Raw genomic sequence first — 22686 nt, forward strand, 5'->3', positions numbered from 1 at the left:
TCGGCGCCAGTATCGATAACCACTTGGGTTATGGCAACGCAAGGATCCTTGCGCCGACCCGTGTCCGGGCCCTTTCGTCGGTGTCCCACGGCGATAGGGTCGGGACGATTGTACACAAATAAATATTTGTAATGTGTACCGTTTTTCACCTTTTTCTGATCGATCGGTCAAGCTTTTTTTTGCGGACGGCATCAGGCTGTGCGCCGCGTCTGCTTCGCTCCTTTGGGAGCGAAGCCCACTGTGGCAACAAGCTTAGTTCTGTTCGGAGGGGGTGCAAGGGAGGGGTACGGCGGGTGTAAGGCATGGGTGTTGCGGTGGGGCGGGTATCGAGCGCCGCCCGCGCGGCGCATCGCGGATGAATCCGCTCCTACATTTGTTGCTACGTGCCGAACCTGTTACGCCATGGTGGCCTGCCTTGGCGCATGACTTGAGCCGTTCAAACCGGCTGACAACCATGGCCTTGCAGGCATGGCCACGTTGCAACAAATGTAGGAGCGGATTCATCCGCGATGCGCCGCGCGGGCGGCGCTCGATTTCACAGGCGCCGAATCGCTCTCGACGAACTCACTTGGCGGTCACCGCTTCAGCAGCGCTATCCTGCGACAGACTGTACACATAGGCTGCCAGCAGGTGCACCTTGTCATTGCCCTGGATTTCCGCCTGGGCTGGCATCTGCCCTTGGCGGCCATAGCGAATGGTCTGCTGCAACTGGGCAAAGCTCGAGCCGTAGATGAACGCCTGCGGGTGGGTCAGGTTCGGCGCGCCCATGGCCGGGGTGCCTTTGCCTTCAGGCCCGTGGCAGGCCACGCAGTTGCCCGCAAAGATCTCCTTGCCCTTGAGCGGGTCGGCCTTGACCCCTTCCGGCAGACTGCGGCCGTCGAGGTTGCTCAGCACGAACGCGGCGACATCTGCCACGCCCTGGTCGCCGATCACCTCGACCCACGCCGGCATCACACCGTGGCGGCCGTTCATGATCGAGGCCTTGATGGTCTCTGGCTCGCCACCCCAGCGCCAGTCCTTGTCAGTCAGGTTGGGGAAGCCGTAGGCACCCTTGGCGTCGGAGCCGTGGCACACCGAGCAGTTGGAGGCAAACAGGCGGCTGCCCATTTTCAGTGCCTGTGGGTCCTTGGCCACTTCCTCGACCGGCATGGCGGCGTACTTGGCAAAGATCGGGCCGAACTTGGCGTCGGCCTTTTCCATTTCCTTCTGCCACTCGTTGGCCCCGGTCCAGCCATTCTCGTAGCCGGGCAGGATGCCTTTCCAGTTGCCCAGGCCCGGGTACAGCACCAGGTAACCGGCACCGAACACCAGGGTGCCGACGAACAGCCAGAACCACCACTTGGGCAGCGGGTTGTCGTACTCCTCGATGCCATCGAAGCTGTGCCCCATGGTCTGGTCGGTGGTGGTGTTGCTCTGGCCCTTGCGGGTCGACAGCAACAGCCAGGCCAGGCCGATCAGGCTACCGATGGTCAGTACGCTGATGTAGGTACTCCAGAAGGTGGTCATTGCGCTTTGCTCCTCACAGCCGCAGTCATGGCAGCAGGTTCCTGCCCGACGGGGGGCAGGCGGTCGTCGACGAAGGGCAACAGGCGCGCTTCGGCGAAATCATGGTCGCGGCGGCGGTTGAACACCCACAGTGAGAGGCCGATGAAGGCGATCATCACCACCAGGGTGCCCAGGCCACGGATCATGCCGATGTCCATTTCCATGGGGGTTACCTCTTGTTCTTGATTGCGGTGCCCAGCACCTGCAGGTAGGCGACCAGGGCGTCCATCTCGGTCTTGTCCTTGACCGCGTCACGGGCCCCGGCGATGTCGTCGTCGGTGTACGGCACGCCCAGGGTGCGCAGGGTGCGCATCTTGGTGTCGGTGTGGCTGTTGTCGACCTTTTCGGCGACCAGCCAGGGGTAGGACGGCATCTTCGATTCCGGTACCACGTTGCGCGGGTTGTACAGGTGCGCACGGTGCCAGTCGTCCGAGTAGCGGCCGCCGACGCGGGCCAGGTCCGGCCCGGTGCGCTTGGAGCCCCACAGGAACGGGTGGTCCCAGACACTTTCGCCAGCGACCGAGTAGTGGCCGTAGCGCTCGGTTTCGGCGCGGAACGGGCGGATCATCTGCGAGTGGCAGCCGACGCAGCCTTCACGGATGTAGATGTCGCGGCCTTCCAGTTGCAGCGCGGTGTAGGGCTTCATGCCTTCGACCGGCTTGTTGGTGACGTCCTGGAAGAACAGTGGGACGATCTGGGTCAGGCCGCCGATGCTCACGGCAAACACCATCAGCAGGGCCAGCAGGCCGACGTTTTTCTCGATGACTTCATGTTTCATCAGGCAGGTCTCCTCAAGCCAGCTGGGCGTTCGCAGGGGCGGCGTCGAGCGCCGGCGAACGCACGGTGCGCCAGGTGTTCCAGGCCATCAGGAACATGCCGCTGAGGAAGATCGCGCCGCCGACGAAGCGCACGATGAAGCCTGGGTGGCTGGCCACCAGGGTTTCCACGAACGAGTAGGTGAGCGTGCCGTCGCTGTTGACCGCGCGCCACATCAGGCCCTGGGCGATGCCGTTGACCCACATCGAGGCGATGTACAGTACGGTGCCGATGGTCGCCAGCCAGAAGTGCGCGTTGATCAGGCCGATGCTGTGCATCTGCTGCTTGCCGAACACTTTCGGGATGGTGTGGTACAGCGCGCCGATCGAGATCATCGCCACCCAGCCAAGGGCGCCGGCGTGGACGTGGCCGATGGTCCAGTCGGTGTAGTGGGACAGGGCGTTGACCGTCTTGATGGCCATCATCGGGCCTTCGAAGGTGGACATGCCGTAGAACGCCAGCGACACCACCAAAAAGCGCAGGATCGGGTCGCTGCGCAGTTTGTGCCAGGCGCCCGAGAGGGTCATCATGCCGTTGATCATGCCGCCCCAGCTCGGTGCCAGCAGGATCAGCGACATCACCATGCCCAGCGACTGCGCCCAGTCCGGCAGGGCGGTGTAGTGCAGGTGGTGGGGACCTGCCCAGATGTACAGGGTAATCAGCGCCCAGAAGTGGACGATCGACAGGCGATAGGAATAGACCGGGCGTTCGGCCTGCTTGGGCACGTAGTAGTACATCATCCCCAGGAAGCCAGCAGTGAGGAAGAAGCCCACCGCGTTGTGGCCGTACCACCATTGCACCATGGCGTCGGTGGCGCCGGCGTAGACCGAGTACGACTTGGTCAGGCTGACCGGCAGTTCCAGGTTGTTGACGATGTGCAGTATCGCCACGGTCAGGATGAACGCGCCGAAGAACCAGTTGCCCACGTAGATGTGCTTGGTGGTGCGTTTCATCAGCGTGCCGAAGAACACGATGGCGTAGCTCACCCAGACGATGGTGATCAGGATGTCGATCGGCCATTCCAGCTCGGCGTATTCCTTGGAGCTGGTGTAGCCCAGCGGCAGGCTGATGGCCGCCAGCAGGATTACCAGTTGCCAGCCCCAGAAGCTGAACGCGGCCAGGCCCGGCGCAAAGAGGGTGGTCTGGCAGGTGCGTTGCACCGAATAATAGGAGGTGGCGAACAGCGCGCAGCCGCCGAAGGCGAAGATCACCGCATTGGTATGCAGGGGTCGCAGGCGGCCGAAGCTGGTCCAGGGGAGGTCGAAGTTGAGGGAAGGCCAGGCGAGCTGGGCGGCGATGAAGACGCCGAGCCCCATCCCGACGATTCCCCACACCACCGTCATGATGGCGAATTGGCGGACCACCTTGTAGTTATAGGCGGTACTGCTGGTTGTGTTCATGTATGGGTTCCCATCCACGGTTATTTTGGCAGGCTTTACAGCGAGGCAAGCATGAGTAATGGGCAAAGTGCCGGTATTGACGGGGATCAATGGGCGCAAGTCGGAAATGTCCCAGGCTTGCGCTGCGATCCTCCGAAAAATGGAGGCGAAGGTGCTGTGTCGGCGTGCCTGATCCTGGCCCATGGCGCGGGCGCGCCGATGGACAGCGATTTCATGAACGAAATGGCGCAAAGGCTGGCGGCGCTTGGGGTAGCGGTGATTCGCTTCGAGTTCCCCTACATGGCCGAGCGGCGTAACGGTGGCGGCAAGCGGCCGCCCAATCCGCAGAAGGTGCTGCTCGAATGCTGGCGCGAGGTGTACCGGCAGGTGCGACCTTTGGTCACGGGCAGGCTGGCCATTGGTGGCAAGTCGATGGGCGGGCGCATGGCCAGCCTGCTGGCCGATGAGCTGGGCGCGGATGCGCTGGTGTGCCTGGGGTATCCGTTTTATGCGGTGGGCAAGCCGGAGAAGCCCAGGGTCGAGCATCTGGCCGAGCTGAAGACGCGTACGTTGATCGTACAAGGGGAGCGGGATGCGCTGGGCAATCGTGAGGCTGTCGAGGGGTATGCGCTGTCACCGTCGATCGAGGTGAGCTGGCTGGTGGCGGGGGATCATGATCTGAAGCCGCTGAAGGCTTCCGGGTTCAGCCATGAACAGCATCTGCAGGCTGCGGCTGAAAAGGTGGCGGGTTTCCTGAAGGGATAGTGCTGGATTCTTCGCGGGGTTACCCGCGAAGAGGCCGGAGCAGGCTACCGCTTATTAGCGGTACTCGCACAGGTAGGCGGTATCCACGTTCACCTGCAACTGGAACTTGCTGTCGGCCGGCACGTTGAACTTGTCGCCAGCGTTGAAGGTTTCCCAGTTGTCGCTGCCTGGCAGCTTCACGGTCAGGGCGCCGGACACCACGTGCATGATCTCGCGCTGGGCGGTGCCGAACTCGTATTCGCCGGGTGCCATCACACCCACGGTGGCAGGGCCTTCAGCACTTGCGAAGGCGATCGACTTGACGGTGCCGTTGAAGTACTCGTTGACCTTGAACATGGGCGACTCCTGAAAAAATAGGGGTGAAAAAGGGCTGGCCAGTATGCCAAAGCCCTTCTGCCTCGTCATCTGCTTTCAAGTGCCGTTCGCGGGCAGGCTCAAGGGCAGCAGGCGCGCCGTGTTGCGGGCATCTTCCAAGGCTCGGTGCTGCTGTCCGCAAAAGTGCATGCCGGCCAGCTGCAGCGCGCCATTGAGCCCGGCCGGGCGCTGCAGGTGGCGGGCTTTGGCGAAACGCTGCTTGAGGTTGATGTGCGGCAGCTCGCGCAGCAGGCTGTCGACTGCGTGCTGGCGCCACTCCTGCAGCAGCTGCTGGCGGTCATAGTCGCCCCAGCTGACCCAGGCCTGCAGCTGCCCGCGATGGTGCCCCAGCCAGCGCTCGAAACGCTCCCACACTTCAGGGAAGGCTGCGGCGCTGTCGACATTTGCCTGGCTGATGTGTGTCAGCTCGCGGCAGAACGGCGTCAGCTGTGGCCGCCGCCGGGGCCGCACGAAGCGCTGGAAGTGGTCCACTTCGCGGCCCTCGCGGGTCACCAGGCTGGCGCCGATTTCAATGATTTCCATCTCCGTGACCGGCCAGCCACCGTCATCGGTGGTGGCTTCCAGGTCGATCACCAACCAGTGGCCCATACCAGGCTCCCTCGCCATACATGCCAAAGCAGCGTAGCCAATGTCTGGCCATACGGCATCCCCTGGCAAAATGCCCTCATTTTGGCATAAGCAGCGGTTGTGCCGTGCCGTGAAAACGCCTAGTTTAGGCGCATCCAGGTATGAACCGTGATGAGCGCCCGCTTTGACTCCAGTGCCCGGCCTGAAGTTGTTTTCCACCCTGTTGATGCTGGCCGCAGCCTGGCTGGCGGTGCCAGCGTGGGCCGCCGAGGCCATCGACGTGAAGATCGGTGCCGCGCATTTCCCGCCATATACCGTGCGCCCGGAGCAGGGTGCCGACACCGGTTTGCTGCCACAGCTGGTCGAGGCCTTGAACCGCCTGCAACAGGACTACCGCTTCGTCCTGGTGCCGACCTCCATTCAGCGGCGCTTCGGTGATTTCCAGCAAGGTCGCACCGACATGGCGATCTTCGAGAACCCTCAGTGGGGGTGGCAGCAGATCCCCCACCAGACGGTGGACATGGGCCTGGAGGATGCCGAAGTGTTCGTTGCCAGGAAGGTCAATGGCCGAGACCAGCATTACTTCGATAACCTGGGTGGCAAGCGCCTGGCACTGTTCAACGGTTATCACTACGCCTTCGCCAACTTCAACCCCGACCCCGACTACCTGCGCAAAACCTACAACGCGACACTGACCTACTCCCACGACAGCAACCTGCTGATGGTTCAGGCCGGGCGCTCCGACATCGCCCTGGTAACGCGCTCGTACCTGAGCGACTTCCTCGCCCGCAACCCCGAAAGCCTCAACCAGCTGATGGCCTCGCAGCGCATCGACCAGGTGTATCACCACTATGCCTTGCTCCGTCCCGATTCACCGATCAGTGATCGCAAGTTCGCCGAGCTGATGGGCTACCTGCGCGACACGGGTGAACTGACGCGCATCTTCCAGCCCTACCGGATCACCGTTGCCGCACCGGGCGACTAAATTCCCCCGGCACGGGCACGTCATCAGCAGTGAGCCTTTCTTTCATTTTTCCGTGAGCCAAGACCATGCCGTTCGATGCCGCTTCGCAGCCCCTGTCGTTACCACGTTGGCGCAGCCTCGATGCCGAGGAGGGTGACTGCTGGCTGAGCTTGACCCTTGAAGGCCGCCCCCTGATCCAGGTACGCCTGGAGCCGGGCGAGACGCTGCAGGTTCATGTGCAGGACTTGTGCCCGGAGCGCCCGCAGCAGGCCTTGTGGGCCGCCTGTTACTGGCTGCTGTCGCGTGATCCGGCACGTCGGCGCCTGGCTGTGCACGTGTCTGCAAGCGTACCTGAGGCATTGGCCAGCGGCTTGCTGCTGGCCACTGAGCAGTCAGGTGTCTACGTGTGCGAGCGCACGCTGTTCTGGCAGTTGCCGCAGCCGTGGCTGGGCGCCTTGGCCAGCGGTATCTACCCGCAGCAGATGCAGTTCAGCAATGGCAAGCGCCACCCACGCCGGGCACCCAAGCCGCGTGGCGAGGTGTATCGCCGGTTCGATGCGCGCCTGGGCGCCTGGGTGTCGCTGCGCACCCTGGAAATCGACCAGGACCTGGAGCGTTTCAATCGCTGGCAGAACAATCCGCGGGTGGAGAAATTCTGGCAGGAGGCGGGTTCGCTGGAGCAGCACCGCGAGTACCTGGCCAAGCTGGAGGCCGACCCCCATGCCTTGACCCTGATTGGTTGCTTCGATGACCAGCCATTTGCCTACTTCGAAGCGTACTGGGCCAAGGAAGATCGCATCGCACCGTTCTACCCGGCCGACGATTACGACCGTGGCATTCACATGCTGGTGGGGGAAGAGACGCACCGTGGCCCGCACAAGGTCGCCAGCTGGCTGTCGGCGCTGGTGCACTACCTGTTCCTGGATGACCCGCGCACCCAGCGGGTGGTGGCTGAGCCGCGTGCCGACAATGGCAAGATGATCGGCTACATGCACGACCAGTGCTTCCATTGCGACAAGGCGTTCGATTTCCCGCACAAGCGCGCGGCGCTGATGATTCTGGGGCGGGAGCAATTCTTCGACCGCTGCAAGCTGGTCTGAAACCCCGTCGCCTGCTTCGCGGGTAAACCCGCTCCCACAGAGACAGCACAGGATCTGAGGCCTGCGCCGCCCCTGTGGGAGCGGGTTTACCCGCGAAGAAGCCAGCACCGATGTTTCAGACCTGCCGGTTGGCGGTCTTGCGGCAATGCACCAAGGCATCGCGAATCATGAAGTTGACCAGCGTGGGTGACACCCCCAGTTCCTTGGCGATGTCTTTCTGTGGCACGCCATGCAGGCGGTACATCTCGAAGGCATAGCGGGTGCGCTGGGGCAGTTCGTTGAGTGCTTCGGCGATGTGTTCGAGCGCCGCCAGGTTGATATGCGTGGCCTCGGGCGAAGCGTTCGGGATGACCACGTTCAGGCCTTCCTCTTCGCTGCCGGAATACTTCAGCTCCATCGCCTGCTTGCGGTAATGGTCGATGGCCAGGTTGCGCACGATCTGGAACAGGTAGCTGAGCTGTGCCTTGAACGACGAGGTGATCTGCGGGGCGGCGCTGAGCCGGAAGAAGGCGTCCTGCACCACGTCCTCGGCCCGCGAGCGGCAGCCGGTGATGCGCGCTGCGATCTTGACCAGGATGCTGCGGTTGTCGACGAATGCCTGGAGTAATGGTGAATCGCACTTACTTGTGGATAGTTGTTCCGCCATGGAAATCACCTTGTCTCGAAGGGGAAAGGGAGCACCCCAAAAAGGGAAGCTTCCTACGACGTGCGACAAACTATTCAGAATGATAATGATTGTCAAATACGAAAGTTAATGAGTTTCCATTAGTTTCAGTTCTAAGCGAGCGCGCGTGACGCAGTTCACCTTCCTGCGCCCCTCAGCCTTTTTCGCACCGCTAATTTCCTGCCACGCCCATCCGTTCCCCTGTGTACATCCGGCCGCTGCCGCTGCCCGCCGACCTTGTGCGGGGCAGCCAGCCCGACTCAACCAGACACTGGCAGGAACCCCCCATGACGGACGCCTTCGAACTCCCGCTCTCGCTGGTCCAGGCCCTGGCGCAACGCGCCGCGCTGACCCCGGACCGCATCGCCCTGCGCTTTCTGGCCGATGCCCCCGGCGAGCAGGCCGTGCTCAGCTATCGCGACCTGGACGCCCGTGCGCGCACCATCGCGGCGGCGCTGCAGGCCCGCGCCGGGTTTGCCGAGCGGGCCGTGCTGCTGTTCCCCAGCGGCCCGGACTACGTGGCGGCGTTCTTCGGTTGCCTGTACGCCGGCGTCATTGCCGTGCCGGCCTACCCACCGGAGTCGTCCCGCCAGCATCACCAGGAGCGCCTGCTGTCGATCATCGATGACGCCGAGCCGCGCCTGCTGCTGACCGTTGCCGCGCTGCACGACAGCCTGCAGGGGTTGGAGGCCCTGAGCGGCAACAACGCCCCCGAGCTGCTGGCTGTGGATACGCTTGACCCGGCATTGGCGGGCAGTTGGCGCGAGCCGCAGTTGCAGGCGCACGACATCGCCTTCCTGCAGTACACCTCCGGCTCCACCGCGCTACCGAAGGGCGTGCAGGTCAGCCACGGCAACCTGGTGGCCAACGAGCAGTTGATCCGCTCGGGCTTCGGCATCGACCTCAACCCCGACGACGTGATCGTCAGCTGGCTGCCGCTGTACCACGACATGGGCCTGATTGGCGGGCTGCTGCAGCCGATCTTCAGTGGCGTACCGTGCGTGCTGATGTCGCCGGGTTATTTCCTCGCCCGGCCGCTGCGCTGGTTGCAGGCGATCAGCGAGTACGGCGGTACCATCAGCGGCGGGCCGGATTTCGCCTACCGGCTGTGCAGCGAACGGGTCAGCGAGGCGGCCTTGGCCGGCCTCGACCTGAGCCGCTGGCGTGTGGCCTATTCCGGTTCCGAGCCGATCCGCCAGGACAGTCTCGCCACCTTCGCCGGCAAGTTCGCTGCCTGCGGTTTCCAGCCGGGCAGCTTCTTTGCCAGCTATGGCCTGGCCGAAGCCACCTTGTTCGTCAGTGGCAGCCGCCGTGGGCAGGGTATCGGCGCGCTGGAGCTGGATGCCGAGGCGTTCGCCGCCCACCGTGCCGAAGCCGGCAAGGGCAGCGTGCTGATGAGCTGTGGCTACCCGCAGCCCGGCCACGCGGTGCGCATCGTCGAGCCACAGCAACTTGAGGTACTGGGCGACAACCAGGTCGGCGAGATCTGGGCCGGCGGCCCGAGCATTGCCCTGGGTTACTGGCGCAACCCTGAAGCCACGGCGCGTACCTTCGTCGAAAGTGATGGCCAGACCTGGCTGCGTACCGGCGACCTTGGTTTCATGCGTGACGGCGAAGTGTTCGTCACCGGCCGCCTGAAGGACATGCTGATCGTCCGTGGCCAGAACCTGTATCCGCAAGACCTGGAAAAGACCCTGGAGCGTGAGGTCGAAGTGCTGCGCAAGGGCCGGGTGGCCGTGTTCGCGGTCGACGACCAGGGCCAGGAGGGCATCGGCGTGGCGGTAGAGGTCAGCCGCAATGTGCAGAAAGCCGTCAAGCCCGAGGACCTGATCAAGACCCTGCGCAAGGTGATCGCCGATGCCTGTCGCCAGGCGCCGGCCGTGGTCCTGCTGCTCAACCCGGGCGCATTGCCGAAGACTTCCAGCGGCAAGCTGCAGCGTTCGGCCTGCCGCCTGCGCATGAACGATGGCAGCCTGGATTGCTATGCGCGCTTCCCCATCGCTACCGGGCAGGCTGCAGTTACGGCAACGGGCGATGACCTGCAGGCTCGCATCGCCGGAGTCTGGCGCGAGGTCCTCAGGGTCGAGACGGTTGCCGCTGACGATCACTTCCTGCTGCTGGGCGGCAACTCCATCGCTGCCACGCAGGTCACTGCACGCCTGGCTGATGAGCTGGGTATCCAGCTGAGCCTGCGTACCTTGTTCGAAGCACCAACGCTGGCCGAGTACTGCGCTGGCGTGGCAGCCATCCTGGCGGAAGGCGCCGGTGAAGCCTGCGCTATCACGGCGTTGAACCGCGACCAGGCCTTGCCGCAGTCGCTGGCACAGAACCGCCTTTGGCTGACCTGGCAGCTTGAGCCGCAGTCTGCGGCCTACAACATTCCTGCGGGGCTGCACCTGCGCGGGGAGCTGGATGAGGCCGCACTTGAGCGGGCGTTCCAAGCCTTGGTCACGCGTCACGAATCGTTGCGCACGGTATTCAGTGAAGAAGACGGCATGGCGTTGCAGCGTGTGCTGGCGCAGCAGCCATTCAGCCTTGAGCGTCTGGACCTGGAAGGGCTGGCGCCTGAACAGGTGGCCTCGCGTCGCGAGGACGAGGCCCGGCAACCCTTCGACCTGATCAATGGCCCGCTGCTGCGCGTAACCTTGGTGCGCCTGGATGATGAAGACCACCAACTGTGGGTGACCTTGCATCACATCATCGCCGATGGCTGGTCGCTGAACATCCTGCTCGACGAGTTCGCCAAACTCTATGCCGCCCATTGCCAGGGGCTGGACGCCAAGCTGGCACCGCTAACCCTGGGCTATGCCGATTACGGCACCTGGCAGCGCCAATGGCTGGCCGAGGGCGAAAGTGCGCGCCAGCTGGAGTATTGGACAGCCACATTGGGCGATACCTCGCCAGTGCTCGACCTGTACCCGGACCAGCCGCGCTCCAGCCAGCATGAAAACCGTGCCGCGCGCCTGAGCGTGAAAGTGCCGGCCAAGCTGGGCGACGCCCTCAAGGGCCTGGCCCGCGAACAGCAGGCCAGCCTGTTCATGGTCCTGCTGGCTGCCTGGCAGGGCCTGCTGCATCGCTACACCGGCCAGAGTGACATCCGCGTCGGTGTGCCCAATGCCAACCGCCCGCGCCAGGAAACCCAGGGCATGGTCGGCTTCTTCATCAATACCCAGGTGCTACGTGCGCAGCTCGATGGCCGCCTGCCGTTCACTCAACTGCTGGCCCAGGTGCGTGGCGCGACACTCGGCGCCCAGGCCAACCAGGACCTGCCGTTCGAGCAACTGCTCGAAGCGCTGCCCGAGGCGCGCGAGCAGGGCCTGTTCCAGGTCATGTTCAACCACCAGCAGCGCGACCTCTGCGCTTTGCGCCGCTTGCCGGGCCTGCTCGCCGAAGAGCTGCCATGGCACAGCCGCGAAGCCAAGTTCGACCTGCAGCTGCACAGTGAGGAAGACCACCAGGGCCGCCTTAGCCTGGCCTTCGACTACGCTGCCGAGCTGTTCGAAGCCAGCACCGTCAAGCGCCTGGCCCAGCACTTGCTGGCGCTGCTCGAGCAAGTTTGCGCGCAGCCGCAATTGCCGTTGGGCGACGTACAACTGCTGGATGAACAGGGGCGCCAACAACTGTTGGCATGGGGGCAGGCGCCTGCGGCCGCGCCGCAGCGTCTGCTGGTCGAGCAGCTCAATGAACAGGCCCGCCTGACGCCGCAGCGCACTGCACTGGTCTGGGAGGGCGGTAGCCTCGACTACGCCGAGCTGCATCAGCAGGCCAACCGGCTGGCGCATTATCTGCGCGACAAAGGCGTCGGCCCCGACACCTGCGTGGCCATCGCTGTCGAGCGTTCGCCGCAACTGCTGGTCGGCTTGCTGGCCATCCTCAAGGCTGGCGGTGCCTATGTGCCGCTGGATGTCGATTACCCGGCCGAGCGCCTGGCCTACATGCTTGGCGACTGCCAGGCCAGCCTGCTGCTCAGCCACAGCAGCCTGCTCGGCACATTGCCGCAGGTGGACGGCGTCAGCGCCATCGCCCTCGACCAGTTGCACCTGGACAGCTGGCCAAGCCAGGCACCGGGCCTGCACTTGCAGGGCGACAACCTGGCCTACGTGATCTATACCTCCGGCTCCACCGGCCAGCCGAAGGGCGTTGGCAATACCCATGCCGCCCTGGCGGAGCGCCTGCAGTGGATGCAGGCCAGCTATGCGCTGGATGAAAGCGACGTGCTGATGCAGAAAGCACCGATCAGCTTCGACGTGTCGGTGTGGGAGTGTTTCTGGCCACTGATCAGCGGTTGCAAGCTGGTGCTGGCCGGCCCCGGCGAGCACCGCGACCCGCAGCGCATCGCCGCGCTGGTGCAAGCGCATGGCGTGACCACGCTGCACTTCGTGCCGCCGCTGCTGCAGGTGTTTGTGCAGGAGCCGCTGGCCGCTGGCTGCAGCAGCCTGCGCCGGCTGTTCTCCGGTGGCGAGGCGCTGCCTTCGAACCTGCGTGACCGTGTGCTGCAGTTGCTGCCACAGGTGCAGTTGCACAACCGCTACGGGCCGACCGAAACCGCCATCAACGTCACCCACTGGCAGTGCCAGGCAGAAGATGGTGAACGCTCGCCGATCGGTCGCCCGTTGGGCAACGTGCTCTGCCGGATACTGGACGATGAGCTTGAACTGACCGCGCCTGGCGTGCCGGGCGAGCTGTACCTGGGGGGAGCGGGCCTTGCCCGTGGCTACCTGGGCCGGCCGGGCCTGACGGCCGAGCGTTTCGTGCCACAGGCCGACGGCAATGGCGCGCGCCTGTACCGCAGTGGCGACCGCGCCCGCTGGCAGGTGCAGAACCAGGCCTTGGCATACCTCGGTCGCCTCGATCAGCAGGTCAAGGTGCGCGGTTTCCGAGTCGAGCCGGAAGAAGTGCAGGCTTGCCTGCTGGCCCAGCCGGGTGTCGAACAGGCACTGGTGCTGATTCACCAGGACGCCGTCGGTGCGCAACTGGTCGGTTACTACAGTGGCACGGCACAGTCCGAGGCCCTGCTGGCTGCCTTGGCCGCGCAATTGCCGGCGTACATGGTGCCGGCCCAGTTGATCGGCCTGGCGCAGATGCCGCTGGGCCCGAGCGGCAAGGTCGAGCGCAAGGCGCTGCCGGCGCCCGTGTGGCAGCAGCGTGCCCATGTCGAGCCGCAGACTGCGTTGCAGCAACAGGTGGCAGCCATCTGGCGCGAGGTGCTGAACCTGCCGCAGGTTGGCCTGCACGATGACTTTTTCGCCCTCGGCGGCCACTCGCTGCTGGCCACCCAGATTGTCTCGCGCACCCGCCAGGCCTGTGATGTCGAGCTGCCGCTCAAGGCGTTGTTCGACGCCAGCGAGCTGGCTGCGTTCTGTGAAGAAATCGCCCGCATCCGCGCTGCCGGTGAGTGCAATCGGCAAGGCGAAATCGCCTTGGTCGACCGCCGCCAGGCCGTGCCTCTGTCGTATTCGCAGCAGCGCATGTGGTTCCTCTGGCAGATGGAACCAGACAGCCCCGCCTACAACGTTGGCGGCATGGCGCGTTTACGTGGTGCCCTGCATGTGGATGCTTTCGAACGCGCCCTGCAGGCACTGATCGTGCGCCACGAAAGCCTGCGCACTACCTTCCCGAGCATCGATGGCGTGCCGTACCAGTGCGTGGCCGACGACAGCGGGCTGCAACTGGACTGGCAGGACTTCACGGCCCTGCCGGCGCAGGCCCGTCAACAGCGCCTGCAACAACTGGCCGACGACCAGGCCCACCAGCCGTTCGACCTGGAGCGTGGCCCGCTGCTGCGCGCGTGCCTGGCCAAGACCGAGGACCGTGAGCACTACTTCGTGCTGACCTTGCACCACATCGTCACCGAAGGCTGGGCCATGGACATCTTCGCCCGCGAACTGGGCGAGCTCTATGAAGCCTTCGTCGATGACCGTGAGTCGCCCTTGGCGCCGCTGCCGGTGCAATACCTCGACTACAGCGTGTGGCAACGGCAATGGCTGGAAAGCGGCGAGGGCGCACGCCAGCTGGCCTACTGGAAAGACCGCCTCGGCGGTGACCACCCGGTGCTGGCGCTGCCCGCCGACCGCCCGCGCCCGGCTGTGCAGAGCCACCGCGGCGAGCTGTACCGCTTCGACCTCGACCCGGCGCTGGTCGCCCGCGTGCATGCCTTCAACAATCAGCGTGGGCTGACCCTGTTCATGACCATGACCGCCACGCTGGCTGCGTTGCTGCACCGCTACAGCGGCCAGCGCGACCTGCGCATCGGTGCGCCAGTGGCCAACCGTATCCGCCCGGAAAGCGAAGGCCTGATCGGTGCCTTCCTCAACACCCAGGTGTTGCGCTGTGAACTGGACGGGCAAATGACAGCTGCCGCGTTGCTCGACCAGGTACGCCAGGCCGCTATCGAAGGCCAGTCGCATCAGGACCTGCCGTTCGACCAGTTGGTCGAGGCCCTGCAGCCGCCGCGCAGCAGTGCTTACAACCCGCTGTTTCAGGTGATGTGCAACGTGCAGCGCTGGGCCTTCCAGCAAAGCCGTGAACTGGCCGGCATGCAGGTGGATTACCTGGTCAACGACGCCAGTGCCACCAAGTTCGACCTGTACCTGGAGGTCACTGACCTCGACGGCCGCCTGGGCTGCTGCCTGACCTACAGCCGCGACCTGTTCGACGAGCCGCGCATCGCCCGCATGGCCGAGCACTGGCAGCAACTGCTGGTCGGCCTGCTCGACAACCCGCAGCAGCGCCTGTGCGAGCTGCCGATGCTGGCCGATGCCGAACAACAGGTGCTGATCGGCCAGTTGCAAGGCGAGCAGGACTTCGCACTCGACCAGACGATTCACGGCCTGTTCGCCGCCCAGGCTGCGCGTACGCCCAGCGCGGGGGCGCTGACCTTCGCCGGCCAGCACATGACCTACGCCGAGCTCGACCAGCAGGCCAACCGCCTGGCGCGTGCCCTGCGCGAGCGCGGGGTCGGCCCGCAGGTGCGTGTGGGCCTGGCGCTTGAGCGTTCGCTGCAGATGGTGGTCGGCCTCCTGGCCATTCTCAAGGCCGGTGGCGCCTATGTGCCGCTCGACCCGGAGTACCCGCTCGACCGCCTGCGCTACATGATCGAAGACAGCCGCATCGGCCTGCTGCTGGGCCAGCAAGCGCTGCTTGAAAACCTCGGTGAGTTGCCCGACGGCGTGGCCCGCTGGAGCCTTGAAGACGACGCGGCAAGCCTGTCGGCCTACAGCGATGCGCCGCTGGACAACCTCAACCTGCCGCAGCATCAGGCTTACCTGATCTATACCTCCGGCTCCACCGGCAAGCCCAAGGGCGTGGTGGTCAGCCATGGCGAAATCGCCATGCATTGCCAGGCGGTGATCGACGCCTTCGGCATGCGCAGCGATGACTGCGAGTTGCACTTCTATTCGATCAACTTCGATGCAGCCAGCGAGCGTTTACTGGTACCTCTGCTGTGTGGCGCCCGCGTGGTGCTGCGTGCCCAGGGCCAATGGGGTGCCGAGGACATCTGCCAGCTGGTGCGTGAGCAGCAGGTGAGCGTTCTGGGCTTCACCCCGAGCTATGGCAGCCAGTTGGCCCAGTACCTGGCCGGGCAGGGTGAGCAGTTGCCGGTGCGGCTGGTGATCACCGGCGGCGAAGCGCTGACCGGCGAGCACCTGCAGCGCATCCGCCAGGCCTTTGTCCCGCAGCAGTTTTTCAACGCCTACGGCCCCACCGAAACCGTGGTCATGCCACTGGCCTGCCTGGCGCCGCAGGTGATGCCCGCCGACGCTGGCAGCGTGCCGATCGGCCGGGTGATCGGTGCCCGCACGGCGTACATCCTCGACGAAGACTTGGCCCTGCTGCCGCAAGGCGGGATCGGCGAACTCTACGTCGGCGGTGCCGGCCTGGCCCAGGGTTACCATGACCGCCCGGGCCTCAGCGCCGAGCGCTTCGTCGCCGACCCGTTCAGCCATGACGGCGGGCGCCTGTACCGCACCGGCGACCTGGTGCGCCTGCGCGCCGATGGCTTGGTGGAATACATCGGCCGCGCCGATCAGCAGGTGAAGATTCGCGGCTTCCGCATTGAACTTGGCGAAATCGAAAGCTGCCTGCAGGCGCATGCCGATGTCGACGAGGCTGTGGTCCTGGCCCTTGACCTGCCGGGCGGCAAGCAGTTGGTTGGTTACCTGGTGTGCACGCAGGCCACTGCCGACAGCGAAACCCAGTCCAGGCTGCGCGAAGCGGTCAAGACCGATGCGCGTCAGCACCTGCCGGACTACATGGTGCCAGCGCACCTGGTGCTGCTCGAACGCCTGCCGCTGATGGGCAATGGCAAGCTCGACCGCCGTGCACTGCCGGCACCGGACCTGGAGCAGGCGCGCCAGCATTACCAGGCCCCGGCCAATGAGCTGGAAGAGCAGTTGGCGCAAGTCTGGCGCGAAGTGCTCAACACGTCCCGCGTAGGTGTGCAGGACAACTTCTTCGAACTGGGTGGCGACTCGATCCTGTCGATTCAGGTGGTCAGCCGCGCTCGCCAGCTGGGCCTGCAGTTCACCCCGCGCGACCTGTTCCAGCACCAGACCATCCAGACCCTGGCTGCCGTGGTCAGCCGCAGCGCGGCGCCGAGCAGTATCGACCAGGGGGCGCGTGAGGGGCGCAGCGGCCTCACGCCGATTCAGCACTGGTTCTTCGACCGTGACGTGGCCCAGCCGCAGCACTGGAACCAGGCGGTGCTGCTGGACGCGCGCCAGCCACTGGAGCGTGCCACCCTTGAGCAGGCCCTGGCCGGGCTGGTGACGCACCACGACAGCCTGCGCCTGCGATTCACCCAAGGCCACGCTGCGTTCGCCGCGCTGTCTGCCGAGCAGCTGTTGTGGACTGCAACGGTCGCCGACTTCGCCGACTGCCAGGCGCTGTATACCGACGTGCAACGCAGCCTTGACCTGGAACGGGGCCCGCTGTTGCGCGCACTGTTGGTGAGTGATGGACAGGGCGCGCAACGCCTGCTGCTGGCGATCCACCACCTGGTGGTCGATGGGGTGTCCTGGCGCGTGCTGCTCGAAGACCTGCAAGCGCTGTATCGCGGCCAGCCACTGGCGGCCAAGACCCACGCCATGGCCGACTGGGCCGCGCGCCTGGCCAGCTACGCCGGCAGCGATTCGCTGCGCGACGAACTGGGCTGGTGGCAAGGCCAGCTCGGCAGCGTGCGCCATGGGCTGCCATGCGATCACCCGCAGGGTGGCAACCTGCATCGGCATGCCGACACTCTGGCCATCGGCCTGGACGTGGAACAGACCCGGCAGTTGCTGCAACAGGCACCGGCGGCCTACCACACCCAGGTCAACGACCTGCTGCTGACCGCACTGGCGCGTACCCTGTGCCGCTGGAGTGGTGACCAGGAAGTGCTGGTGCAGCTTGAAGGCCACGGCCGCGACGGCCTGTTCGAAGACATGGACCTGACCCGCAGCGTCGGCTGGTTCACCAATGCCTACCCGCTGCGCCTGAACCCGCAGGTTGGCGACGACGATGCCGCGCGCGCCACTTCGCTCAAGTGCATCAAGGAACAGCTGCGCCAGGTGCCCCACAAGGGGCTGGGCTATGGCGTGCTGCGCTACCTGGGCGATGCTGCCAGCCGCGAACGCATGGCGGCGTTGCCGCAGGCGCGCATCACCTTCAACTACCTGGGCCAGTTCGATCAGCAGTTCGACGAGGCCGCATTGTTCCTGCCGCTGGATGCACCGGCAGGCTTGGCCCACGATCTGGATGCGCCGCTGCCGAACTGGCTCAGTGTCGATGGGCAGGTCTACGGCGGTGCCTTGCAACTGCGCTGGACCTTCAGCCGCGAGCGGTATAACCAGCGGACCATCGCGCAGCTGGCCGAGGCCTATCGCCAGGAGCTGCTGGCCCTGATCGGCCATTGCCTGGCCGATGGCAACGGCAGCTTCACGCCATCGGACTTCCCGCTGGCGCACCTGACCCAGGCGCAGATCGACGCACTGCCGGTCCCGGCCACGCAGATCGAAGACGTCTACCCGCTGACGCCGATGCAGGAGGGCATGCTGCTGCATACCCTGCTGGAACCGGGCACCGGCCTCTACTACATGCAGGACCGCTACCGCATCAACAGCGCGCTCGACCCCGAGCGTTTCGCCCTGGCCTGGCAGGCCGTGGTGGCACGGCATGAGGCCTTGCGCGCCTCGTTCAGCTGGAACGCCGGCGAAACCATGCTGCAGATCATTCATAAACCGGGCAACACGCCGGTGGACTATCAGGACTGGCGCGGCCTTGATGAAGCGGCCCAGGAGGCGCGCCTGCAAGTGTTGCACAAGCAGGAGCGGGAAGCGGGCTTTGCACTGCTGCAGGAGCCGCCGTTCCACCTGCGCCTGGTGCGGGTCGATGATGAGCGCTACTGGTTCATGATGAGCAACCACCACATCCTTATCGATGCCTGGTGCCGTTCGTTGCTGATGAACGACTTCTTCGAGCTCTACCAGGCCCTCGGCGAAGACCGCCAGGCCCAGTTGCCGGTGCCGCCGCGCTACCGCGACTACATCGGCTGGCTGCAGCGCCAGGACATGGACGAAGCGCGCAACTGGTGGCAGGCCAGCCTGGCCGGCTTCGAACGCGCCACGGCGCTGCCCAGCGACCGCCCGCTGCGCAACGATCACGCCGGTGACGGCATGGTTGTGGGCGACTGCTATACCCGCCTGGAGGTAAGCGACGGCGTGCGCCTGCGTGAACTGGCCCAGGCCCATCAGCTGACCATCAACACCTTCGCCCAGGCGGCCTGGGCGCTGGTGCTGGCGCGCTACAGCGGCGATCGCGACGTGGCCTTCGGCGTGACCGTGGCCGGGCGCCCGGTGAGCCTGCCGCAGATGCAGCGCACGGTCGGCCTGTTCATCAACAGTATCGCCCTGCGCGTGCAACTGCCCGAGCCGGGCCAGCGCTGCAGCGTGCGCCAGTGGTTGCAAGCTGTGCTGGAACGCAACATGGAACTGCGCGAGTACGAGTACCTGCCGCTGGTGGCAATCCAGGACTGTAGCGAACTGCCCAAGGGGCAGCCGCTGTTCAACAGCCTGTTCGTGTTCGAGAACGCACCGGTGGAAACCGCGGTGCTCGACCACGCCCAGCACCTCAATGCCAGTTCCGATTCTGGCCGTACCCACACCAACTTCCCGCTGACGGCGGTGTGCTACCCGGGCGACGACCTGGGCCTGCACCTGTCGTTCGACCAGCGCTACTTCGACTACCCGACCGTCGAGCGCCTGCTGGCCGAGTTCAAGCGCCTGTTGCTGGCGCTGGTGCAAGGCTTTGACGGTGAGGTGAGCGAATTGCCGTTGCTGGGCGAGGCTGAACAACGCTTCCTGCTCGACGACTGCAACCGCACCGAGCGCGCCTACCCGCTGACGCAGAGCTACGTGGCACTGTTCGAAGCGCAGGTGGCTGCCCACCCTGAGCGCACTGTGGCCCGCTGCCTGGATGCGTCGTATGACTACGCCGGGCTGAACCTTGCGGCCAACCGCCTCGGCCATGCGCTGGTCGCAGCGGGCGTGGCCATCGACCAGCCGGTCGCCTTGCTGGCCGAGCGGGGCTTGCCGTTGCTGGGCATGATCGTCGGCAGCTTCAAGGCTGGCGCCGGCTATTTGCCGCTGGACCCGGGCCTGCCGTCGGCGCGCCTGCAGCGCATTGTCGAGCTGAGCCGCACGCCGGTGCTGGTGTGCAGCGCGGCCTGTGCCGAGCAGGCGCGCCAGTTGCTGGATGACCTGGCGAGTGTGGCGCGGCCGCAGTTGCTGGTGTGGGAAGAAGTGCAGGGCAGCAGCGTCGCCAGCCACAACCCTGGCATCCACAGTGGTCCGGACAACCTGGCTTACGTCATCTACACCTCCGGCTCCACCGGGCTGCCCAAAGGCGTGATGGTCGAGCAGCGCGGGATGCTCAACAACCAGTTGAGCAAGCTGCCCTACCTGGCCTTGAGCGAGCGCGACGTGATCGCGCAGACCGCTTCGCAGAGCTTCGACATTTCGGTCTGGCAGTTCCTCGCCGCACCGTTGTTCGGGGCCCGGGTTGAGATTGTGCCGAACGCCATCGCCCATGACCCGCAAGGTTTGCTGGCGCATGTGCAGGCAACCGGCATCAGCGTGCTGGAAAGCGTCCCATCGCTGATTCAGGGCATGCTCGCCAACGATCATCAGGCGCTGGATGGCTTGCGCTGGATGTTGCCGACCGGCGAAGCAATGCCGCCGGAGCTGGCTGCGCAATGGCTGCAGCGTTATCCGCAGATTGGCCTGGTCAATGCCTACGGGCCGGCGGAGTGCTCGGATGACGTGGCCTTCTTCCGCGTCGACATGGCGTCGACCCGTGGCAGTTACCTGCCGATCGGCACGCCGACCGACAACAACCGCCTGTACCTGTATGGCGAAGACCAGACCTTGGTGCCGCTGGGTGCGGTGGGTGAGGTGTGTGTGGCGGGTACTGGCGTCGGTCGCGGTTATGTCGGCGACCCACTGCGCACGGCACTGGCATTCATCCCGCACCCGCACGGGGCGCCGGGCGAACGCCTGTACCGTACCGGTGACCTGGCACGACAGCGCCCGGACGGGGTGCTTGAGTACGTCGGGCGCATCGACCACCAGGTGAAGATCCGTGGCTACCGTATCGAGCTGGGCGAGATCGAGGCGCGTCTGCACGAGCAGGCCGAGATTCGCGATGCGGCGGTGGGGGTGCAGGAAAGCGCCAATGGCAAGCACCTGGTTGGCTACCTGGTGGCGCACCAGGGCGTGCTCGCCGATGCGGCGTTGCTGGAGCAGGTCAAGCAGCGCCTGCGTGCCGAACTTCCGGAGTACATGGTGCCGCTGCACTGGGCCTGGTTCGCCAGCCTGCCGCACAACGCCAACGGCAAGCTCGACCGCAAGGCACTGCCGGCCATCGAAATCGGTGGCCAGCACAGCCAGGCCTACCTGGCGCCGCGGGATGAGCTTGAAGAGGTGCTTGCCGGTATCTGGGCCGAAGTGCTCAAGGCCGGGCGGGTCGGGGTGCATGACAACTTCTTCGAGTTGGGCGGGCATTCGTTGCTGGCCACGCAGATCGCTTCGCGGGTGCAGAAGCAGCTGCAGCTGAACGTGCCGCTGCGGGCGATGTTCGAGTGCAGCACGGTGGAGGCGTTGGCCGAGTACGTGCGCGGGTTGCAGGGCAGTGAGCTGGATGAGGGCAAGGCGGATCGGCTCAGTGACCTGATGGCCGAGCTGGAAGGGCTGTAGACCGTACGGGGGGCGCTTTGCGCCCCTATCGCCACAGAAGGCTGCAAAGCAGCCCCGGCCATTTCGGACTCAGTGCATGCCGAGCATTTTGCTTTGAATGGTTTAGGTTGAACGAATGAGTTTGGCTTCACTTGAAGCTGGTGGGTACTTTGATATATTTGTGATGACTTCACTGTAAGTCGGTGGCGGATCAAGCAGTGGGTCGGCGAGTGTGGGTTGTATGTTTTGCACATCAGGGACTTCATCGAGATCAAAGGGTTGTCCTGGTTGTCTGCCGGTATTCCACATGCTCCTGCCTTCTTCCAGCTTTAAGAAGCTAGTCTCAATCTTCTTTCTATTGCTCTCATAGCGCTGCCGGGAATTAGAGTTCTCGATTTGATCATGTGCTTCGGGATTGTTGTTGATGTGTTCTGCAAAGCGACGTGCTTTGTTTATGCGTTTTTCCAGCTTCAGTATGTGCTTGCGCTGACCTGATGAAATCCCGGGGTAACTTTTCCAATTTTCAAAGCCACTGAATGGATTGCGGGATGCCCGCGGGTTCAGGGGTGTCAGAATGCCGGTATGCCCTGATTCATCAGTCCGATTGATCGGGTCTCCGGCGCAATAAGCGTATGCATTGATACCACCGGCGCCGAAAGGACTTAGACTGTCCGGGCATATGAAACGCATGAGAGGTACGCTGTAGTGGCGATAGCCGTTTCCCAATGGATAGCGCTGCGTCAGGGCATCTGGCAATTGTCCATTGTAGTAAAGCACGTGTGATTTGAGGTTATTTAAGTATCCAAAGGGGGCGTATGCATGACTTTCGTCAGCGGCAAAAAGCACCGACCCTTTATTATCTGTCGATAGAAGTGCTGTACGGCCGAACCCAGTGCTTTGAGGCTTTAAGGTTGAAGGTGCGTCACCTTTGTAGTCCATGGCCTTGGTCCTGATTACGGGGCAGAAGTCAGACGGAGTATCATCTGCACTCAAACGTAGGGCCACTGTCAAAATTGATAGGTCTGGCCAACGCTCTACTGAAACGGTTTGGGTTGCCTGACAACTTCTTCGAGCTGGGCGGGCATTCGCTGCTGGCCAGGCAGATCGCTGCGCGGGTGCAGAAGCAGCTGCAGCTGAACGTGCCGCTGCGGGCGATGTTCGAGTGCAGCACGGTGGAGGCGTTGGCCGAGAATGTGCGCGGCTTGCAGGGCAGTGAGCTGGATGAGGGCAAGGCGGATCGGCTCAGTGACCTGATGGCCGAGCTGGAAGGGCTGTAGTATGTCTTGAGTTTTGCGGGGCGGCG

Annotated in this window: 12 protein-coding genes and 1 pseudogene; 5 read left to right on the forward strand and 8 right to left on the reverse strand. The window is 64.5% G+C overall.

The window, feature by feature from the left end:
* Positions 1-564: 564 nt before the first annotated feature.
* From ccoP to ccoN, 4 genes are read right to left on the reverse strand one after another with little or no spacing between them, the layout of a single operon-like run.
* On the reverse strand, positions 565-1506 hold the full coding sequence (gene ccoP / locus H040_RS25710) for a cytochrome-c oxidase, cbb3-type subunit III (protein WP_027921279.1): 942 nt from the start codon (positions 1504-1506) through the stop codon (positions 565-567).
* A complete protein-coding gene (locus H040_RS25715; RefSeq protein ID WP_027921280.1) occupies positions 1503-1709 on the reverse strand; it encodes a cbb3-type cytochrome oxidase subunit 3 in 207 nt (68 codons plus the stop codon). Before H040_RS25715 ends, ccoP begins: the two co-directional genes overlap by 4 nt.
* Before the next feature lie 5 nt (positions 1710-1714).
* Positions 1715-2323 (reverse strand): cytochrome-c oxidase, cbb3-type subunit II, encoded by a 609-nt coding sequence (ccoO, locus tag H040_RS25720; protein WP_027921281.1) that lies wholly within the window; start codon positions 2321-2323, stop codon positions 1715-1717.
* 13 nt (positions 2324-2336) lie between these two features.
* Complete coding sequence (gene ccoN / locus H040_RS25725; RefSeq protein WP_027921282.1) at positions 2337-3761, reverse strand: cytochrome-c oxidase, cbb3-type subunit I; 1425 nt, start codon at positions 3759-3761, stop codon at positions 2337-2339.
* A gap of 51 nt (positions 3762-3812) precedes the next feature.
* Here ccoN and H040_RS25730 point away from each other — a divergent pair, with 51 nt between their 5' ends.
* Positions 3813-4505 (forward strand): alpha/beta family hydrolase, encoded by a 693-nt coding sequence (locus H040_RS25730; protein ID WP_027921283.1) that lies wholly within the window; start codon positions 3813-3815, stop codon positions 4503-4505.
* Between the two features lie 54 nt (positions 4506-4559).
* On the opposite strand, the gene ppnP is transcribed toward H040_RS25730, so the two are convergent.
* Together ppnP and H040_RS25740 are read right to left on the reverse strand one after the other, a co-directional pair.
* Complete coding sequence (gene ppnP / locus H040_RS25735; RefSeq protein WP_027921284.1) at positions 4560-4841, reverse strand: pyrimidine/purine nucleoside phosphorylase; 282 nt, start codon at positions 4839-4841, stop codon at positions 4560-4562.
* Positions 4842-4916: 75 nt separating this feature from the next.
* On the reverse strand, positions 4917-5468 hold the full coding sequence (locus H040_RS25740) for an exonuclease domain-containing protein (protein WP_027921285.1): 552 nt from the start codon (positions 5466-5468) through the stop codon (positions 4917-4919).
* A gap of 163 nt (positions 5469-5631) precedes the next feature.
* Here H040_RS25740 and H040_RS25745 point away from each other — a divergent pair, with 163 nt between their 5' ends.
* Complete coding sequence (locus H040_RS25745; RefSeq protein ID WP_027921286.1) at positions 5632-6432, forward strand: substrate-binding periplasmic protein; 801 nt, start codon at positions 5632-5634, stop codon at positions 6430-6432.
* 65 nt (positions 6433-6497) lie between these two features.
* On the forward strand, positions 6498-7511 hold the full coding sequence (locus H040_RS25750) for a GNAT family N-acetyltransferase (protein WP_027921287.1): 1014 nt from the start codon (positions 6498-6500) through the stop codon (positions 7509-7511).
* 115 nt (positions 7512-7626) lie between these two features.
* Here H040_RS25750 and H040_RS25760 read toward each other — a convergent pair whose 3' ends face one another.
* Complete coding sequence (locus H040_RS25760) at positions 7627-8157, reverse strand: RNA polymerase factor sigma-70 (RefSeq protein WP_085205628.1); 531 nt, start codon at positions 8155-8157, stop codon at positions 7627-7629.
* A 305-nt stretch (positions 8158-8462) separates the two neighbouring features.
* Here H040_RS25760 and H040_RS25765 point away from each other — a divergent pair, with 305 nt between their 5' ends.
* Complete coding sequence (locus H040_RS25765) at positions 8463-21404, forward strand: non-ribosomal peptide synthetase (RefSeq protein ID WP_027921289.1); 12942 nt, start codon at positions 8463-8465, stop codon at positions 21402-21404.
* Between the two features lie 102 nt (positions 21405-21506).
* Here H040_RS25765 and H040_RS25770 read toward each other — a convergent pair whose 3' ends face one another.
* Positions 21507-22322 carry an RHS repeat-associated core domain-containing protein gene (locus H040_RS25770; RefSeq protein ID WP_081784361.1) on the reverse strand — a complete coding sequence of 272 codons (816 nt, stop codon included), beginning with the start codon at positions 22320-22322 and terminating at the stop codon, positions 21507-21509.
* Between the two features lie 101 nt (positions 22323-22423).
* On the opposite strand from H040_RS25770, the pseudogene H040_RS25775 reads away from it, so the two are divergent.
* Positions 22424-22660: pseudogene (locus tag H040_RS25775) on the forward strand (phosphopantetheine-binding protein); the annotation flags it as partial.
* Positions 22661-22686: the final 26 nt, after the last annotated feature.

The sequence above is a fragment of the Pseudomonas sp. URMO17WK12:I7 genome, assembly GCF_003269045.1.
GTDB classification, from domain to species: domain Bacteria; phylum Pseudomonadota; class Gammaproteobacteria; order Pseudomonadales; family Pseudomonadaceae; genus Aquipseudomonas; species Aquipseudomonas putida_J.